Raw genomic sequence first — 19,646 nt, forward strand, 5'->3', positions numbered from 1 at the left:
TGTCGTGTCCTCGCCACGTCGGAATCGCGTGAGCGGGCCGACTCCGGAAAGGGCAGCCGGTCCGCTCGCGCCCTGTCTACCGGCGGGACTTGTTGACCTGGAAGGCACGGGTGACCGTCTGCTTCACCGAGCTGCCGTCACTGGCCGTGACTGTGGCACGCAGGGTCGCGTACGAGGCGCCGGCGGGTGCGGTCAGGTCGGCGTGCGGTTGCTGCCCACCCTTTCCGTCAAGGGCCTTGACGGAGTGCCAGGTGGCCCCGTCGTCCCAGCTGACCTCCAGCTTCGCCGGTGCGACGGTCGCTTCGGCGGCTCCCGGTGCGCGCTGGACGGCGATGTCCACCCGCGTCCTCGCGTGGCGCCGGGCACCGCCGGAAGCGTCGAGGCCGTGCGGAGTGAAGCGGACGGCCATGAGTGGCAGGAGGGTCCCGGCGCCGTCGTCGGTGTCCGAGTCGAAGGCCCACTGCATCTGCACGCGGGTGGACAGCGCGGCGTAGGCCTGGTCGCGGGTGAGATCCGCGTCGAGCGTGTAGCGGCCGGCGCCGGCCGGGACGTTCACCGTCTTGGCACTGCCGACGGCGTTCCACTCGCCGAGCCTCTGCCCGTCCTTGGCCAGCGTGAGTGTGCCGGTGGCGCCCCAGTCGGTTCCGCCGCGGGTGCCGTCGCCGTCGACGAACCAGGGCGTCCCCGCCCAGATGACGGAGTCGTTGATCCGGTAGGCGGGTGCGGCCGGCAGGCCGGGTCCGACGACGGCTGCCGCGAAGTCCAGGCGGCGCAGGGCGTGCGGGCCGAACGTCTGCGTCGACGTGACGACGGACTGGCGGCCGGCGATCGAGGCCCGGTCGAGCCAGTCCCCGGCGGTCCGGTAGTCGTGCACGGTCGAGGGGAAACGCACCGACTGGTCGATGAAGAGCGGCAGCAGGCTGTCGTCGTCGGGGGTGGCCGCAGCGGTGCCGGCGGCCGGAACGCCTTGGGCGTTGAAGTGGACTCCCACGTCCGTCAGTTCACGGCGCTGTACCGAGAAGGACGGACGGACGGGAACACCGTCCTTCCAGGTGCGTGCCACGTGGTAGAAGAACGGGCTGGGCGCCTGCGAGGAGGCGTCCTTGGACGCGAACACGGCGAACGTACGGTACGTGGCGTCCGCGTCGGCGAACGGCGTCGCGTACAGGGACTCACCGGCGCGTTCGCCGTTGGTGACCACGCTCAGGGTGTACGTGCCCGTCCCGGCGGGCAGGGCGAGAGCGGCCTGCACGGCCGTGGCGCCGGCCCGCGCGTCGTGGACGTCGGCGCCTACCGGCACGGCGGTGCGGGCGTCGAGGTCGACCGAGGTGTCCTCGACCGGGGTGACCGAGGCGGCGGCCATGGTGCTGGTGCGTTCCGTGCCGGTGCCGCTGTGGATCGTCATGCCGATCCAGTACTGGGCCTCGGGCACGGACACCGTGCCGGTGCCTGCGGTGATGCGCACCGGGTAGCGGTCGCCGGTCCAGCGGTTGACCATCAGCGCGGACCCCGTCGCCGGTGTGCCGTCGCGCTGCTCCGCGTGGAGCGTCACCTGGTGGGTGGGGATGGGGCTGTTGACGCCGAGGATGGTGCGGGTGACGGCCTTGCCGTCCTGCGAGGCGGTGAGAACCGCGGACCACGGGCCGTGCGGCAGCAGCGAGGCGCGGGTGGTGACGGTCGCGGTCGCGGTGCCGTGCGCGGGGACGGCGACCTTGTCGCGGTCGACCGAGAACTGCCCGGCGTTGCCCGGCTGGGCGGTGGGCGAGAGCGGCTTCTCGATGGCCAGGCCGAGTGTCGTGTCGCTGTCACCGGAGTTGGAGAAGGTGACGGTGTGCTCGGTGTCCTTGCCCGCTCCGTCGGACCAGCCGGCCGTCGTCGTCAGGTTCGCCGGGGAGGCGAGGACCGTCTGTCCGACGGCTCGGCCCACGTCCACCCGGCCGGTGCCCTGCTGGTAGGCCGCGCGCTTCGCGTTCGGCTCGGCGCTGTTCATGAGGGCGGTCTTGATCTGCTCGCCGGTCCAGTCGGGGTGTGCCTGGGCGACGAGTGCGGCGGAGCCCGCCACGTGCGGCGTCGCCATCGACGTACCGCTCTTGGAGGTGTGGCCGCCGCCCAGCTTCGCGGCGACGATGCTGACGCCGGGGGCCGTGATGTCGGGCTTGACCGCGTTGTCGCTGGGGCGCGGGCCGCGGCTGGAGAACGGGGCGAGTTCGTCGTCGGCGTCGACCGCGCCCACGGAGAGGGCGGCGTTCGCGATGGCGGGCGCGCCGACCGTGGCGGTCCCGTACTCGCCGTCGTTGCCCGCGGCGACGACGAAGAGCGTGCCGGTGCTCGCCGACAGGTCGTTGATGACCGCGATCGCGGGGTCCGTCTCGTCCGCGGGGCCGCCGAGGCTGAGGTTGACGACCTTGGCGTGGACGGTCTTGACGGCCCAGTCGAGGCCGGCGAGGAGCGCGGAGGTGGGGCAGAGACCGGTGTTGTCGCACACCTTGCCCACCGCGAGCGAGGCGTCGGGGGCGACGCCCCGGTAGGTGCTGTCGACGCCCGCGATCGTGGAGGCCACGTGCGTGCCGTGACCGTTGTCGTCCTCGGCACTCGCGCCGCCGAGGAAGTTGGAGGAGACCGTCACCCGGCCCGCCAGGTCCGGGTGGTTGGAGTCGTAGCCGCTGTCGAGGACGGCGACGGTGACGCCCTTGCCGGTGTACCCGCTCTCCCAGGCCTGGGGGGCGTGGATCTGCGGAACGCTCTTGTCCAGGGCGACGTGCATCCTGCCGTCCAGCCACAGCTTGTTCACCCCGCCCGCGAGGGACCGGCCGGTGCCGGCGGTGAGGCGCTTCCAGGTGATGGCGGCGTCGGCGTCGTCGTGCGGGTCGAGCGCGGTCATGCCGAGCCGGGAGATGGGGTGCCCGGGACGGGCGGCGTCGCCGAGGGCCCGGCGCGCCTTGTCCGCGGCGCCGGAGCCCTTGGCGTGCTGGACGATCATCCCGACCGTGGTGTGTGTGGTGGTGCCCTTCGTGCCGTAACCGGCCTCCAGCAGCGCCTTGACGTCGAAGAGCCGGGGGTCGACCCGGCCGGCGGCGAGCAGCGGTTCGGCGTCCGCGGGCACGACGCTCATGTCGTCGGAGTCGACGGAACTGGTCGTGAAGGCGATGTCGGAGCGGCCGGGTGCCGGTGTGACGGTCGCCGAGCGGATGGCGGTGCCGGAGCGTTCGACCGTGACGGTGTCGCCGGTGGGCAGCGGCACGGTGAAGGTCGCGGGCACCTGCGGCCGGCCGGCGGTGGCCGGGACCGACGGACCGGCCGCCTGCGCGGCGGTGACGGGCACGAGCGCCGCCGCCACCAGGCCGGCGGCCGCGGCTATGGATCTGACATGCATGGAGAGAACCCCCAAGGTTCACGGAGCGAGGACGCGACGCATCCTCGCAGCGCAGGGGCCTTCAACCGGGTTCGTCTAGTGGCGACTTGACGACGCGTCGTAGATCCGCCACCACACGTCGCATGGACCGGTGACACAGGAGGGGCCGGACCGTCGCGCGTCGGTCCGGCCCCCGTGGGGTGTGGGTGGTCAGTCCTTGTAGTCCGGTGCGATCCGCCCCACCAGTCGCAACAGTGCGCCCCAGGCGAGGTCGTAGGCGTCGTGGTCCTCGAAGTCCGAGGACGCCTCTCCCTCGCCGGCGAGCTGCTGGGCGGTGTACTCCGCGACCTCGTCCGAGGGGATGATCAGCGGAGTGGCGCCGGCCTGGGCGGTGACCTGGATCTCGCAGGCCTTCTCCAGGTAGTACATCCGCAGGAACGCCTGCTTGGCGCTGTCACCCACGGTGAGCAGGCCGTGGTTGCGCAGGATGAGCGCGGGGTGGCCGCCCAGGTCGGCGACGAGGCGCTCCTGCTCGTCCAGGTTGAGGGCGACGCCTTCGTAGTCGTGGTAGCCGACGCGGTTGTGGAACTCCATCGACATCTGGTTGACCGGCAGCAGACCGCCCTGCTGCGCGGCCACGGCGCAGCCCGCCTTCGTGTGCGTGTGCAGGACGCAGTGGGCGTCGGTGCGGGCGCGGTGGATGGCACTGTGGATCACAAAACCGGCCGGGTTGACCGGGTGCGGGGTCGGCTCGACGGGGTTTCCGTCGAGGTCGATCTTGACCAGGTTGGAGGCGGTGATCTCTTCGAAGAGCAGCCCGTACGGGTTGATCAGGAAGTGGTTGTCGGGGCCGGGCAGCCGCTGCGAGATGTGCGTGAAGATCAGATCGGTCATCCGGAAGTGCGCGACCAGCCGGTAGACGGCGGCGAGTTCGCGGCGCAGGCGCAGTTCCTCTGCGGCTGCCTCGTCCGTCGCGACAAGGGTGGTGAGGAGGTCTGTCACGCGGGGGCTCCTTGCGTGCCGGCGGTGCGGGGTACGGGGGTGGCGGCCTGTTCCGGGGCGACGACCGGAGTGTTCGGGCGTCCGGTGGTCCACCAGGCGATGACGTTGTGCGCGGGTCCGGTGACGTACGCGCGCAGCGAGGCATCCGAGAGGAAGGCGCTGTGCGGGGAGAGCAGCAGGCGGGGGTGGCGGCGCAACGGGTCGTCGGCGGCGGGCGGTTCGACGGGGAATACGTCGAGGGCCGCGCCGCCGAGGCGGCCGCTGTCGAGGGCGGCGAGAAGCGCGTCGGCGTCGACGAGGTCACCGCGCGAGACGTTCACCAGAAGGCTGCCGGGTCGCATCCGGGCCAGCAGAGGCGCGTCCACCATGCCCCGGGTCCGCGGGGTGGACGGGACGTGCAGGGAGAGGACGTCCGCCTCGGCGATCACCGTGTCCAGGCCGGCGAGCTCGACGCCGTCGGCCCGGTCGGTGGCGTGCGGGTCGTGGGCGAGGACGCGGCCGAAGAGGGGTGCGGCGATGCGGGCAAGGGTGCGGGCGATGCGGCCGAAGCCGACCAGGCCGAGGGTCAGTTCGCTCGCGCGGCGCGGGAGTTCGGGGAAGTCGTTGCTCCAGCCGCCGTCCCGGACCACGGTGTCGGCCTGCGGGAGGCGCCGGATGAGCGCGAGCGCCTGGGCGAGGGCGTGCACGGCGACGTCCTCGGTCGCCGCGTCGGGCAGGTTGGACACCCACAGTCCGCGGCGGGCCGCCTCCGCGGTGTCGACCATGTCGTGGCCCGCGGACGTGGTGGCGATCATGCGCACCGCGGGGAGCCGGTCGAGGAGGGCCGCGTCGACGCGCGCGTATCCGACGATCAGCGCGTCGGCGTCGTGCGCGGCGGCGGCGATGGCGTCCGGGTCGCGGCTGCCGACGAAGCGGGCGTCGAAGCCTGCGTCGGCCAGGAGCTCCAGGCCCGGTCCTGGATCCAGCTCCTCGGTCTCGGTGACCACGGCCACCGGGCGCGTCACCGCAGCCACCAAGAATGATTCGATTGCCTCATGGACGGGAAACTTACGTTTCGACTGCCATGGATGTCTACCCCGAACGGGATGCTTGCGTAAGTCGCCCTCCCTCGCCGCACCCGAGCCGCCGTCCGGGCGGGCGGCCCCCTGTCCGAGAATGAGCACTGACCCCGGCCGGACCCACGACCGGGCCGACCCATCACCGAGGGGACCAACCCGTGGATCTCGACGAGACCGACCTGGCGATCGTGCGCGGACTGCAGACCGACGGCCGGCTGACCTACGAGACACTGGCCCAGCAGGTGGGGCTGTCCCGGCCGGCGACCCGGATGCGGGTGCAGCGGCTCCAGGAGTCGGGAGCCGTGCGGATCGTGGCCATCGCCCATCCAGCGGTGCACCGGCTCACCGCCTCCGCGCATCTGGCGATCGACACCGACGGCACGTCCGCCCCGGTCGCCCGCGCGATCGCCACCCTCCCCCAGGCCCCCTTCGTGACCCTGACCAGCGGCCGGCGGTCGATCATGGCGGAGCTGCGCACGGCGGGCTTCGGGGAGCTGGAGCGGACCGTCGAGCACATCCGGGCGATGGACGGGGTGCGCGCGGTGGACCCACTGGTCGCGACCCGGCACGTGAAGGATCCGTACCTGCTGGCCCAGGAGCCGACCGTCGCCCTGCAGGACGACATGGACGCACGGATCCTCGCCGAGCTGGAACAGGACGGCCGGCTGCCGTTCGCCGAGCTGGCGGGGCGGGTCGGCCTCTCGGCCGGCGCCACCCGCGCGCGCACCCTGCGGCTGCTGGAGGGCGGGGTGGCGAAGGTGGTCGCACTGGTGCGGCCCGACGTGCTGGGCATGGGGTATCTGTGCGGGTTCAGCCTGCGAGTGGCCGGGGCGGCAGCTCCGGTGGCGGAGCTGGTGGCCGCGTTCCCGCGGGTGACGTTCCTGTCGACCTGCCTGGGCCGTGCGGAGCTGGTCGGCACGATCACCGCCGAGTCGTTCGCCGCCGTACGCACCACCCTGGAGGAGATGCGGGAACTGCCGCAGGTGCGCGAAGTGGAGAGCTGGCTCCATCTGGAGCTGGTCAAGGAGCAGTACGGCATGGGTCCGCGCCCGGCCTGAGGCCGAAGCGATCACCCCCGGAGACCCGCACAGCCGATTCGTACGTCGTTTGGTGATTCACCTTTACAAACATTCTTCCGGTGACCCTCTGGTCAATCGGTCGTTCGCTATCTATGGTTCACCAAGTCGAATCGTCTGTCGGCACACCCCCGTACCTCTCCGGTCGAAAGCAGGCCTTCCATGTCCCGTCCGTCCGCATCCCCCGATCGCACGCTGCTCGTCACCGGTGCCGCCGTGGCCGTCCCGGGCACCCCGGTGCGCGCCGAGGCGCTCGCCGTCCGCGGTGACCGCGTCGTGCACGTCGGCACCGCAGAGGAGGCCCGCGCGGCGCTCGGGGGCCGTGTCGACACGGAACTCGTCCTGGACGGCGGCCTGGTCCACCCCGGCTTCGTCGACGCCCACTGCCACCCGGTCATGTACGGACAGGCCCTCGCCTGGGTCGACCTGCGGCCCGAACGCGTCGGCGACATCGACACGCTGGTCGACGTGCTGCGCGAAGCCGGCCGCGACCTGCCGGCCGGCGTCCCGATCCGCGGCTTCGGCTACGAGCACCGCCGGCTGGCCGAGGGCCGCCACCCGAACTGCCACGACCTGGACCGCGTCGCCGACGACCGTGAGGTCTACGTGATGAACGCCTCCGGCCACGGCGGCGTCGTCAACTCCCACACCCTGCGCACCTGCGGCATCACCACCGCCACCTCGTCGCCCGAGGGCGGCAGCATCGGCCACTTCGAGAACGGGGAGCCCGACGGCCAGCTCTGGGACGCGGCCTGCGACATGCTGACCGGCCCGGCAGGGGTGAAGATCGGCAACCACGGCCCGAACTTCCACCTCTCCGAGCCCGACGACATCATGGCCGACCACCTCATGCGCGCCCAAGAGGTCTTCCTCGCCGCCGGCGTCACCACGATCGGCGACGCCCAGGTCTCGCGCCGCGAGATGGAGACGTACCTGCGCGCCCACGACGACGGCAGCCTGCGCATGCGCGTCTCCGCGTACCTGACGTCCGCACTGCTCGACACCGCCCTCGAACTGGGCGCGGTGCGCGGCTTCGGCGACGACCTGTTCCGCATCCAGGGCGTGAAGTTCTACGCCGACGGCACCCTCGGCGGCTGGACCGCGTACTTCCCCGAGGGATACGCCGCCGACTGCTGCCACCACGGCCAGCTCTACCACTCGGTCGAGGAGTACGCGGAGATCGTCCGCCGCGCCCACGCCGCCGGTCTCCAGACCGCGACGCACGCCCAGTCCCCGTACGCCATCGGTATGGTGCTCGACGCGATCGAGAAGGCCCAGGCCGACCGGCCTCGCGACGACATGCGCCACCGCATCGAACACTCCGGTCTGCCGACGGACGAGCAGATCGACCGCATGGGCGAGCTCGGCGTCGTCCCCGTCATGCAGCCGCAGCACCACCTGCGTACCGGCGACGGCACCCTGACCGCGATCGGCGAGACGGGCCACCGGTACAACCCCGCGGGCCACTGCCCGCAGGCCGGGGTTCCGGTCGTCTTCTCCTCCGACGCACCGGTCGCGCCGCCCGCCCCGCTGGAGGCCGTGGCCGCCGCCGCCACCCGCCGCACCGTCCTGGGCACGGTCCTCGGCGACGAATCACTGCGCCTGCCCGTCGAGGCCGGTCTGCACGCCCACACCGGTGCGGCGGCGGCCGCCCTGCACCGCGAGCACACGGTCGGCGCCCTCGCGCCCGGCATGCTCGCCGACTTCTGCGTCCTGGACGCCGACCCGCTGACCGTGCGCGCAGACGAACTCACCGGTATCCGCGTGCGCGAGACCTGGGTCGGCGGCAGCCGCGCCTGGGCCGCCGCCGGTCGCTGACCCACGCCCCGACGCTCCCGGCGGCCGGACGATCCCGTCCGTGGCCCGGCCGCCGGGCCCGGGAACCACCTGGTTCCCGCTCCCCCACCACAGCAGTCACCGTCCCCGACCGCACTCATCCGCCGGAGGTCCCCGTGTCGGACCGCACCACCCCGCGCACCCCGCAGAGCCCGTACAGAACGGCCCTCGCCGCCCTGTCGGGAACGTCCATCGAGTGGTACGACTTCTACGCCTTCGCCACGGCGGCGGCCATCGTGTTCGACGACGTCTTCTTCCCAGCCGACATGCCGGCGTCGCTGAGGACCATCTCGGCCTTCGCCACCTTCGCCGTCGGCTTCCTGCTGCGCCCGCTCGGCGGCATCGTCTTCGGTCACATCGGTGACCGCGTCGGCCGCAAGAAGACCCTCGTCATCACGCTGCTGATGATGGGCATCGCCTCGTTCGCGATCGGTCTGCTGCCTACGTACGAACAGGTCGGGGTGCTCTCCCCGGTCCTGCTGATCGTGCTGCGTCTGATCCAGGGCATCGCGATCGGCGGCGAGTGGGGCGGCGCCGTACTCATCGCCGTCGAGAACGCCCCCAAGGGCAAGGCGACCTTCTTCGGCTCCTTCGCCCAGCTCGGCTCGTCGGTCGGCGCGCTCCTGTCGACCGGCATGTTCAGCCTGATGAACCTGTTCGGCGACGAGGCGTTCGACAGCTGGGGCTGGCGCGTGCCGTTCCTGGCCTCCGCCGTCCTCGTCGTGATCGGCCTGGTGGTCCGCACCAAGCTCGAGGACTCGCCGGTGATGGACGAGATCCACGCCGAACAGCGGAAGAACGAGCAGCAGAAGGGCGAGCAGGGGAAGAAGAGTGCGGTGAGCAAGCTTCCCGTCGCCGAGGTGCTGCGCAAGGACTGGAAGACCGTTCTGGTCGGTGTCTTCGCACTGGCGACCGCGACCGGCGGCTACTACGTCGTAACCAGCTACCTGCTCGCGTACGGCACCGACGACCAGCACCTGTCCGAGTCGATGCTGCTCAACGGCCTCACTCTCGCCGCCTTCCTGGAGCTCCTCGTCACCCCGTTCCTGGCGCTGCTCGGCGACAGGATCGGCGCGCACAAGGTCGTCGTCGGCGGCCTCGTGGGTGTGGTGCTGCTGTCGATACCGCAGTTCATGGTCATGGACACCGGAAACGTCGTGCTGATCTACCTGTCGATGCTCGCGATGCGGTTCGTGATGTCCGCGTTGTACGGGCCGATGGCGGCGATCCTCGCGGACGGGTTCGCCCCGCACGTCCGCTACACCGGCATCTCCCTGTCGTACCAGGTCTGCAACCTCGTCTTCGCGGGCTTCGCCCCGGTCACCGCCGTGTGGCTTTCCTCGCTGGCCGGCGGCGCGTACTGGCCCCCCGCCGTCGCGCTGATGGTGGTCTCCGCTGTCGGGATCTGGTGCACGCTACGGCTGCGCACGTACCACCGCCGGCGTGTCGCGGCCGGGGCCCCGGCAGTCGCGCCGGAGCGGGTGGCCGTCGACGTCTGACCGTCCGGTACACCGCAGGGCCGTCCCGGATCGGGGCGGCCCTGCGGCGTTTCTCAGCGCACTTCGTAGGCGCGGACCATCGTCTGGCCGACCGACGCACCCTGCCCGTCGGCAAGCGTGACGCGCAGGTGGACGAACGTGCCCACGGGGGCGTCGCCGGGCACGACGGCCCGCCAGGCCCCGTGCGACCGCTGTATCCGGGCCGGGTGCCAGTCGGTGACGGCGTTCGTGGTGGTCTGGTCGCCGTAGGCGTACTCGACGCGGGCGTTCTCCAGGGCGACCGGGGCGTCCGCCCCGTCCACGACCGCGCCGACACCGATCGTGGTCGCCTCGCCCGCCGGGCGGGAGTTGCGCAGATCGGACGGCAGGTCAAGGACCGGGACGAGGACGCTCTGGGCACCCTGGTCGGCGGCGCCGGAGCGGAAGCCCCACTCCGTGCTGTACGCGAGGCCCGTCCGGTCCGCCGGTGAGGCGGGCCGCTGCCAGGTCTGACGGAACGTGAGGTCCGCCTGTTCCTGCGGCAGCTCCCACATGCCCGACACGTACGCCCGCGGCTCACCGTTCACCAGCAGCTGGCGGGTGCCGAAGTCGTTCCGGGCGATGGTGGAGTCGTGGCCCCCGGCGTCGCCGAACGGGGCGACGGTGAAGGTGAGCCGGTTGCTGTCGCGCGTCATCAGCGCGGCGCTGTAGGTGTTGCGCACGGGGCCGTACGGCGACTTGTACCAGTACGCCGTGGAGCTGCCCTGCTGCACCTTGCGCGGACCGTCATAGGCGGTACCGCCGTTCGGGCCGAGGTCGCGGCGCATCAGGGTCGTCCACATCAGGCCCTCGCTGCCGGACGGTGTGAAGAACTCGGTGCGCCGCTGCGGCGCGCGCAGCGGCAGCGTCGTACCGCCCGCCCACAACCCGGCCATGCCGGGCAGGCCCACCTGTACGTCGGACCAGTACGTGGGCTCGCCGGTGGCCTGCTGCACGTGGTAGCGGGCATCGGTGACGGCGAGCTTGCTGTCGTGCACCCGCTGGGTGCCCGGACGGATCGCGTCCTTCGAGACGTGCGCCAGGTTGTAGACGTACGGACTCTTCGCGGTCGCGGTGCCGGACCAGCCGACGTTCGCCGCACCCGACTGCGCGGCCTCGGCCTTGAGGGTGAGCGCGTCGTCCCAGGTGATGGTGGCCTGCGGAACACCGCCCTCGGGACCGGTGACCTGGAAGCGGCCCTCGCTGTCGGGGACTGCGGCAAGGACGCCGGCGGCGCCGGCCTTCGCGGCGGCCGTCTCCCAGGTGAAGGCATTGCCTCCGCCGGGGCCCGCGTCGACCAGAGCGACCTTGCCCTTCAGGTCGTGGCCCGCGAAGTTGGCATCCGTGCCCTTGCCGATCGCGACTACCTCGGCTGTGCCCTTGCCGTCGAACTCCGTCGCCTTCTGTATCGGCAGCGAGTCCAGGACCCGCCCTCCGCCCGAGGTGAACCGGGCGAGCGGAGCGGTCTGCCGGGCCGACGCGAGGAACGTGACCTTGTCGGCATGCCGGACCGGCTGGGCGTAGATCGCCTTGACGTACGACGGGACGGAGGTCGCATAACCGGCGAGCATCCTGCCGGTGTCCTCCATTCCGTAGGTCAGGCCGATCGCGAACCCGCCTGGCCGGCTCGCACGGTCGGTGTCCCACGCGACCCGCTCGGCGTCGCGGGCGTCCAGGGTGACCGTGGTGTCACCGGAGACAGTGAGCTCCGGCCGGTAGAGCTGCGACACCGAGGCCACATTGCCGACGTTGCCCGGCTCGTCACGGGTCATGATCAGACCGCTGAGGGAGTACGTGCCGAGCGGCACCCGGATCGTGGTGCTGCCCGCGGCCGGATAGCCCAGGGTGTACCGCTTCGCGGTGTCCCGGTGGTCGTCGAACAGCTGGAACGTCGACGGGGACGCCGCCGGGTCGCCGTGCCGGTCGAAGCCCTTGACGGTCAGATCGGCGGACGGCACCTCCAGGTGCACGCCGAAGGGGACGGTGACGCGGACACCGTGGGCGCCGGTGCCTACGAGGCGGCCGGTGAGGGTGCCGTAGTCACCGGCGTCGAGCTTCGCCGCGGGGTCGATGCGGACCGGCACGTCGGCGGTGCCGTTCGCGGGGACGGTGACCCGGGTGCCGGCCGCTGCGGCGAAGCCCCGGACACGGGAGCCGTCATCACCGCGCACGTCGCGCACGGCAAGGGTGAGCGTGAGGTCCTTGTCCGTGACGTTGGTCAGCGTGACCGGCTCGTCCACCGGGGCGAGTCCGGACTGCGGGTACGCGAAGTCGCCGAGGAGCTGGTTGGGTGCGCCGACGACCGGCTGGGCGATCGCCCGGGCCACGTCCATCGGGCCGGCGCCCTGGTCCAGGACGGGCGCGTCGGTGTCCTTCGCCGACGAGGTGAGCAGCGCCTTGAGACGGGCCGGCGCGAGGCCGGGGTGCTGCTGGAGGAGGAGCGCGGCGCCGCCGGCGACGTGCGGGGTGGCCATCGAGGTGCCGGACATCGACCGGTACGCCTGGGCGCCCCGCCCGCCCGCGCGAGCGGCGACGACGTCGACACCCTGGGAGGCGATGTCGGGCTTGGCGTTGATCCCGTCGGCGGAGGGGCCGCGGCTGGAGAAGGACGCGGTCTCGTTCCTGCGGTCGACGGCGCCGACGGTCAGGGCGCTCGGCGCGCAGCCGGGCGTGGAAACAGTGCCGCGCAGCGAGGCGTTGCCCGCCGCGATGACGAACAGGGCCTTGTCGCTGAGGCGCTGGACCGCTTCGACGTCGGGGCCCGAGCAGCTGGTGGAGCCGTCGGCGCCGAGCGACATGGAGACGACCTGTGCACCTTCGGCGACGGCCCATTCCATGCCGCTGACGATGCCGCTGAGTGTGCCGGAGCCGTCGTCGCCGAGCACCTTGCCGACAAGCAGTTCGGCCCCCGGCGCCATGCCCGCGTAACGCCCCTTGGACGCGGCACCCGTGCCGGCGACGGTGGACGCGGTGTGGGTGCCGTGGCCGGTGCGGTCTTCGGTGTCCTGGCCGTTGACGAACACCTTGGTCTGCGTGATCCGGCCGGCGAGGTCGGGGTGGTCCGCGTCCACGCCGGTGTCCAGGACGGCGACCTTGACGCCAGAGCCGTTGAGCCCGGCCCTGTGCGCGGTGCCGGCTCCGGTGAGGGGGACGGTCGGGGTGCCGAGTGCGTCGGCGGCGTTCCCCCGGACCTTGGCGTCCAGCCAGACCTTGGTGACGCCGCCGGCCGTGCGCGCCGAGGACTTCGCCGGAGCGAGGTCCTTCCAGGCATCGGCGGCGGACGTCTTGGTGACGGCGAGTCCGACGCCGCCGATGGAGTCGAGCGTGGCGGTGGTCCGGGTGCCGGGCCGGGCGGTGCGCGGTGTGCGGCCCCCGGCGTACTCCACGATGACGGGAATGGTGGCGGAGTGGGCGTCGTCGTAGCCGTCGGCGACGAGCCGGCCGATGTCGAAGAGGCGCACGTCGACGAGTCCGGCGTCGATCAACTTCTCGACGCCCTGGGGGAGGACGTAGGTGCGGGTACCGTCCCGCCAGACGGCGGCCGGGTGATCGGTACCGTCCTCGGGACGGGGTGCGGCGGACAGGATCCGGCCGTCGTTGGCCACGCGCGCGTCGACCACGTCACCGGTGACCAGGGTGACGGTCACTGTGCGGACTGCGTCGGAACCGGTACCGGTCATCGGGGTGGCGGGCGTGGTGGCGTGGGCCGCGGGTATGCCGACGCCCAGCAGGGCAACGGCCGCGAGCCCTGCGGCGGTGGACCGCCATGGTCTGCTGCGTCTCACAGGGACAACTCCTGGTCGAAGGGGTGCTGGACCAGAAGCGTCACCAATTCCCGCGCTCCATGGGCGTGTTCGGGCTGGCGAGAGGTCGCCATGGCGTAATCACGACAGGGCGGGCACCGCGGACCCGCACCCCGCCGACGAGCCGCCTTGGGGGTCCCTGCCCGGATGTGTGCGGGGGCGGCGAGAATGGGCGCATGTCGCCCGTCCCAGGAACACCCTCCCAGCAGCCCGCCGACAGTGCGGCGTCGAGCCCGGCCCTGCGCGCCTCCCTCACCGAGTTGCAGGACCACCTGCGTGGCACGAACGCCGCGCTGACCCGGCTGCTCGGCCAGTGGGGATCCGGCACCGGCGGGAACGACGAGCATGTCGTCCGGGTCTGGGAGAGCCGCGAGGAGCAGGCACGCCGTATCTACGACATGGAGTACTCGGCCCGTACCTCGCTGTTCGGCTTCCAGTCCGGGGCCAACACGGTGGCCCCCGTCCCGACGACCCTGCCCGACGGGCCCGAGGAGCATCGGTCGGACGGGGCCGGGCCGCCGATGCGCAAGGACGGCAATCCGGATGCTTCCTACCGCATCGTCGTGGACCGCGACTTCCTCTCCGAGCCGGCCGCGCTTCGGGCGCTGGATCTGCGGGTGGAACGGGGGCACCAAGTGCGGGTGGTCGACCAGCCGTTGATCAAGCTGCTCATCGCGGACGGCGAGACGGCCATGGTCCAGGTGGAGCCGGGGCGTTCGCTGGAACTGCGGCCGCCGCTCGTGGTGCTCGCGATCGAGCTGTTCGAGTCCGTGTGGCGCCGCTCGCGCCCGTATCTGCGCGAGGACGGCGACCTGAGTCCCACCGACCGCCGCATCCTGCAACTGATGCTGTCCGGGCTCACGGACGCGGCGACGGCCCATCAGCTGGGCACGTCGCCGCGTACGGTGCAGCGCCGGGTGAGGGCGCTGATGGATCTGGCCGCCGTGACCTCACGCGTCCAGCTGGGCTGGTACGCGATGCGGAACAACTGGGTGTGAGCACCCGGCACGGCGGCCGTCCGGCTACATCAGGTCCAGGTAGTCCTCCAGCGACTTGCCACGCAGGCGCTTGACCGCGTCGGTGTATCGGTCGGCCCTGCTGTTCTGCGCCAGGTAGTTGTCCCTCACCCAGGCGAGGTCCTTCGCGCCGACGGTGCCGTCGTGGTCGATGTCGGCGGCGCGGAAGTCCGTCCCGCGCGCCGCGTACACGGCGGCCGCGTCCCGGACGTCGACGACGTCGTCGCCGTTGACGTCCCCGGCGACGAGGGCGGCCGCCGAGCCGGCGCTGTTGCCGGCCACGCCCCAGGTGCCGTCCAAGCCGAGGTCGATGTCCTCGGTCCAGGTGAAGTGACCGGGCGCCGTCACCCGGAACCGGTACGGCTTGCCGGACGGGGTCAGCCCGCCGACGGAGATCCGGCCGGTCCTGTCCAGCGCGACCTCGCGGCTGGTGCCGTCGGGCGCGGTGAGCGTCGCCTTGATGCCGTCGGCCGTGTGATCACGGACGTTGTCGTACGCACCCTCCCTGGTGAGCAGGGCCTGGATCGCCGGGCGGGCGATGAAGGTCGATGTCGGGTTGAGCATCCGCACCGCACCGTAGAACTGGGTGTTCAGGTTCGCCTTGGTGCCCGCCGTGTCGACGGCGGACGTGGTTCCCGTGTTCAGGCTCGCGATCGACGTCGTCGTCCCGCCGGTCACCTCGTACGTCACCTTCAGCAACGGCATCGAGTCGCCACTCAGGCCCGCGCTGTCGGCAACATCGAAGGAGAAGGTGCTGTACGCGGACGAGCCGGACGACACGTCGGCGCGGCGGATCGCGGACGGGCCGTGTGCCTTCAGTTCGGCGGTCGGTTCGATGCCGACGAGCTTGACGTTCCGGTCGTCGTAGCGGATCTGCGAAGTGAACGACTTCCAGTTCTTCAGCTCGTGTGCGGTCAGCGTGTACGTGATACGGTCCCCGGCCCGCGCCGAGGACGCGCTCGCGTCGCCGACCACATAGGGCGTGCCCTTCCTCATGATGTTGACCTGGCGGATGCCGCTGATGTTCCCCGCGGCGTCCGTGGGCCACAGTTTGAGATGCGCGACGGGCGGGCCGACGGGAAGCTTGACCTGCCCGTCCACGGCCCCCTCGGACCCCACGGGGAGGCTTCCCTCGGGCGCGTTCGGGTTGTAGAGCGAGTAGTACAGGCGGTTGTCGCTCTGGCCGATGTCGAGGCCCGCGTCGCGGATGTCGTCGGCCTGGGCGTCCCGCAGTGTGCCGGTCACGTCGAACGACGTGGCGTCGGCGGGCTGCTCGACGACGGTGGGGTGGGCCGGGTCCCAGGCTCCGTAGGCGTCCTCGTACGCGGGTAGTTGCGTGTCCACGTACACGTCGCGCAGCTCGCTGTCCGTGCCGCCGGCTGCGTCCGTGCCGACGATGCGCAGTTTGTAGTGGCCGTCGTCCATGTAGCGGCCGCGCGGGTCGAACGGGGTGGCCTCGTCGCCGGTCATCGGGAAGTACCAGGGGCCCACCGTTGCCGGGCCGTAGAGGACGCCCTCGGTGAGGCCGACGGTGTTGATGCCGCCGACGTATCCGAGGTCCTTGCCGTCGGCGTCGGCAAGGAAGATGTCGATGCTGCGCAGCTGTCCGGCCATCCGCAGGTTGAAGGTGGCCGCGCCGCCCCCGACGGCTCCCTGGTCGGAACCCCGCCCGGTCGACATGACCGACTTGGTCATGTCCACCTCCTCGAACCCGGACTCGGCAACCCGCAGCCCGAACGGGACGTGCAGCGCGGGCAGCCCGCTGCCGCTCCACGGTGTCAGCGTGACGGTGCCCTCGTAGTAGCCGGCCGCGGCGCCGGCGGGCACACGCAGGGCGGCGGCAACGGACTTCTTGCCGTGGGCTCCGACCTTGATGCGGTCACTGGTGGTCAGGGTGATGTGCGCCGCGTCGGCGTCCGCGGAACTGCCGGAGCCACGGCTGAAGACCGTGCGCACGTCATATGTGACGGGCCTGCCGCTGTCGTTGACCACGCGCAGGGTGCGCTCGACGCTCGTGGCACGGCCCACTGGCAGCACGCCGAGGTCCAGCGCACCGGTGACGGCGTCGACTTCGGTCTGCGTACCGTCGACCGTGACATGCGGGGTGGTCTCCGGAACCTGTACGGCGGTGGTGGCGTGCACGGCCGCATACGGGTCGACGGCTCCGGCACCGGCCTCGAACACGCTGACGTCGCCGGGCAGGGTGGTCGCCGTGTTCATCAGCGCCGTCTTGATGGCGTCGGGGGTCAATCCGCGGTCGTGCTGGAGCATCAGCGCGGCGGTGCCGGCGACGTACGGCGCGGCCATCGAGGTTCCGCTGAGGCGGGCGTACGCGTACGTGTAGTCGCCGCCTTCCGGGTCGACGATGTCGGCGGGTACGGACGACAGGACGCTGACGCCGGGTGCGGTGACCTCGGGCTTGATGGCGGCGCTGCCGTAGACCGGGCCGCGCGAACTGAAGTCGGCCAGCGCACCGTCGCCGAGGCGAAAGGTTCCGGCCGGCGCGAACGAGACGTCGGCGCCGGCTGCCATCAGTGCGGCGCCGTCCGCCGCGGTCAGCGAGAACGCCGGGACGTAGTTCGGGTTCTCACCGATGTAGTGCGGGATGTGTCCCTCGTCGGCGTTGTCGTTGACGAGGAGAACGGCCGCGGCGCCCTTGTCGTGTGCGCGCCGCACCTTCTCGTCGAGCGGGATGCCGCCGCGCAGGATCCGGACGGCCTTGCCGGTGACGTCTATGCCGGTGTATCCGGCCGCGGTACCGGTGCCGGCGTCGACGACCGGAAGGGCGCCGTCCGGCAGCTTGTCGAGGGCGTCGCCGTAGGGCTGGGCGAGCAGCCTGCCCTCCGCCGTCGCCGATCCGGCGGCCAGCGAGTACGCGGGCAGGGTCAGCGGTTCGGAGTGGGCGCCGACCGTCAGCGGGAGGGCGGCGGCGGCCGGCGTGGCGACGGTGCCCGCCTTCGGGCCGCTGTTGCCGGCGGCGATGACGGTGGTGACGCCCGCGAGGACGAGGTTGTCGGCGGCTATGGACTGCGGGCTGAGCGGATCGTTGACGGCGGCGCCCAGCGACATGTTGACGACGTCCATGCCGTCGTCGGCCGCCTTGTCCATGGCGGCGATGATGTTGCTGGTGCGGCCGCTGCCGTAGGGGCCGAGGACGCGGTAGGCGTGGACGGAGGCGCCGGGTGCGACGCCGTGCGCGGCCCGCGCCTTCGCGTCGGCGCCCCGGCCGGCGATGATGCCGGCGACGTGGGTGCCGTGCTCCGTGTAGTACGTGGAGCCCTGGTTGCTCTCGGCCTGACCGGACGCCTTCCAGTCCTCGTACGTGGTCTCCATCGGGTCGGCGTCGTCGTCGACGAAGTCATATCCGCCCTCGTACACGTCCTTGAGGTCGGGGTGCCGGTAGTCGATCCCGGTGTCGATGATGCCAACCTTGACGCCCTTGCCGGTGATGCCTTCGGCGTGCAGGCGGGCCACGCCGTCGTCGGCGCTGCCGGTCTCCCGGCCGCCCGTCGTGGTGGCCTCCGGGTCGGAGAGCGCCTTCACCGTACTGTCGGGCCACACCGAGGCGACCTCCGCGTGGTCGAGCAGTTCGGCGACCCGGTCACCGGGCAGGCTGAGGCTGACCCCGTCGAAGCTGTGGGTGTAACTACGGTGCAGCCGGGGCGCCCCGGACCGCTCGCCGGACTTCCCCGCGGTCGCCTGCTTCTCGGGGAACATGTCCTTCAGCACGTCACGGAACGCGCCCTGCGCGTCGGTGACCGCGGTGCGCGCGTCCGTCTCGCTGAGGCTGCGCCCCTGGGCGGCGGCCAGCAGACGGGCGGTCCGGGCGGGCGGCGTCCGCAGTTGCACGATGACGTCGACGGGGTCGGCGGACTTCAGCGCCGCCTTGTCCGTGACGTGGAGTCCGCCCATGTCCAGCGTCGCCATCCGGTGCAGCGCTTCTCGCTCCTGGTCGTCCAGGGAGGCGAGCACACTGTGGGCGCTCGGCGTGGTGCCCGGGCCGGGTGCGGCGACGGCCGCGGGCGCCGTGCCCGCCACGGCGGCGAGGACGGCGGCCGCCATCACCAGGGACAGGCGTCTTTGTTCCGGGACATGTGTCATGGGTGCCTTGCTCCGCTCTGGACTGCGCCGGTGACGTTCGCACGATCATCGGCGCGCGGCGGAGCAGGGCGGAAGGGGGACCGGTGGCGATTTCACGACGTGTCGTCAAACCGCCAACTGCGGGCGCGGTACTCGGAGCAAGGGGATGACCGACCGACGGGCCCGGCATCGGACGATGCCATGCGGACGGCGAGGGTTCCTTTGGGTGACCGGGCGGTACCCCATCGATGGGCGTCTTCAAATGCGTTGCGAGGGCTCCGAACAGTTCAGGGGCCGACGGGATGATTCCGGTATCGCCGAGCCTGTCGGCGATACCGGACCGTTCCAGGAGGCAGTCAGGTGCCGAACCCGAGGCAGCACCCACCCATCTTCCCGCCTCTCACAACACAGCGGCCCCTGTGTTGAGACCTGACCATCAATCGAGACCATTCGACAACCGACGGCCAGTGCCGACCGTCGCATGCGCGAACAAGAACAGGGGCTACGCGTGTTGCGACGGGACTGCTTGACCGTGCATCCACCCCCATGGCCAGAGGCAGGAATTGGATGCTGAGCTGAACCGGACCGGAACACTCACAGTCCCAAGCCAACGAACTGGCCGGCGCTACAGCCCCTTCTAGTCGCTCCAGTAGGAACCTGAGCCACGGCAGACTACGAATCCACCGCACCCTGACATCACCAAGGACGCGTTGGGCGGCATGGGTAGCGACTTCGCTACCCATGCCGTCATGACCTATGTCCCCGGCTACCAGACGGGTCAGCAAGTCAGCATTGGGTCAGCATCAGGTCCACTGAAGCTGCTCACACACGACCACACTCTGGAATCCCGGGCACGTGAGGCAGAGGCTTCCGGAGAGGCGCTCGATCGATTCCGCTTCTGAGCAT

9 protein-coding genes are annotated in these 19,646 nt (G+C 71.5%); 4 read left to right on the forward strand and 5 right to left on the reverse strand.

Annotation, left to right across the window (positions count from 1 at the left end):
* Positions 1–76 precede the first annotated feature (76 nt).
* The 3 genes from ACFQ6X_RS16520 to ACFQ6X_RS16530 form a co-directional block, all read right to left on the reverse strand.
* Positions 77–3,373, reverse strand: a complete 3,297-nt coding sequence (locus ACFQ6X_RS16520; protein WP_383182000.1) for a S8 family serine peptidase — start codon at positions 3,371–3,373, stop codon at positions 77–79.
* A 189-nt stretch (positions 3,374–3,562) separates the two neighbouring features.
* Positions 3,563–4,354 carry a class II aldolase/adducin family protein gene (locus ACFQ6X_RS16525; protein ID WP_383182002.1) on the reverse strand — a complete coding sequence of 264 codons (792 nt, stop codon included), beginning with the start codon at positions 4,352–4,354 and terminating at the stop codon, positions 3,563–3,565.
* Complete coding sequence (locus ACFQ6X_RS16530; RefSeq protein ID WP_383182004.1) at positions 4,351–5,358, reverse strand: C-terminal binding protein; 1,008 nt, start codon at positions 5,356–5,358, stop codon at positions 4,351–4,353. Before ACFQ6X_RS16530 ends, ACFQ6X_RS16525 begins: the two co-directional genes overlap by 4 nt.
* 212 nt (positions 5,359–5,570) lie before the next feature.
* Between ACFQ6X_RS16530 and ACFQ6X_RS16535 the strand changes: the two genes are divergently transcribed.
* From ACFQ6X_RS16535 to ACFQ6X_RS16545, 3 genes are all read left to right on the forward strand, one after another.
* Positions 5,571–6,470, forward strand: a complete 900-nt coding sequence (locus ACFQ6X_RS16535) for an Lrp/AsnC family transcriptional regulator (protein ID WP_383182006.1) — start codon at positions 5,571–5,573, stop codon at positions 6,468–6,470.
* A 180-nt stretch (positions 6,471–6,650) separates the two neighbouring features.
* The gene (locus tag ACFQ6X_RS16540) at positions 6,651–8,306 is read left to right on the forward strand and encodes an amidohydrolase (protein WP_383182007.1); all 1,656 of its coding nucleotides are present in this window, start codon (positions 6,651–6,653) and stop codon (positions 8,304–8,306) included.
* A gap of 134 nt (positions 8,307–8,440) precedes the next feature.
* Positions 8,441–9,823, forward strand: a complete 1,383-nt coding sequence (locus tag ACFQ6X_RS16545) for an MFS transporter (protein WP_383182009.1) — start codon at positions 8,441–8,443, stop codon at positions 9,821–9,823.
* A gap of 53 nt (positions 9,824–9,876) precedes the next feature.
* On the opposite strand, the gene ACFQ6X_RS16550 is transcribed toward ACFQ6X_RS16545, so the two are convergent.
* The gene (locus tag ACFQ6X_RS16550; RefSeq protein ID WP_383182011.1) at positions 9,877–13,626 is read right to left on the reverse strand and encodes a S8 family serine peptidase; all 3,750 of its coding nucleotides are present in this window, start codon (positions 13,624–13,626) and stop codon (positions 9,877–9,879) included.
* 194 nt (positions 13,627–13,820) lie between these two features.
* Between ACFQ6X_RS16550 and ACFQ6X_RS16555 the strand changes: the two genes are divergently transcribed.
* Positions 13,821–14,642: a helix-turn-helix transcriptional regulator gene (locus ACFQ6X_RS16555; RefSeq protein ID WP_383182013.1), complete on the forward strand. Its 822-nt coding sequence runs from the start codon at positions 13,821–13,823 to the stop codon at positions 14,640–14,642.
* Positions 14,643–14,666: 24 nt separating this feature from the next.
* Here the strand turns inward: ACFQ6X_RS16555 and ACFQ6X_RS16560 are convergent, their stop codons facing one another.
* The gene (locus ACFQ6X_RS16560; protein ID WP_383182015.1) at positions 14,667–18,761 is read right to left on the reverse strand and encodes a S8 family serine peptidase; all 4,095 of its coding nucleotides are present in this window, start codon (positions 18,759–18,761) and stop codon (positions 14,667–14,669) included.
* Positions 18,762–19,646 lie beyond the last annotated feature (885 nt).

The organism is Streptomyces sp. NPDC056452 (assembly GCF_042796085.1).
Lineage (GTDB): Bacteria > Actinomycetota > Actinomycetes > Streptomycetales > Streptomycetaceae > Streptomyces.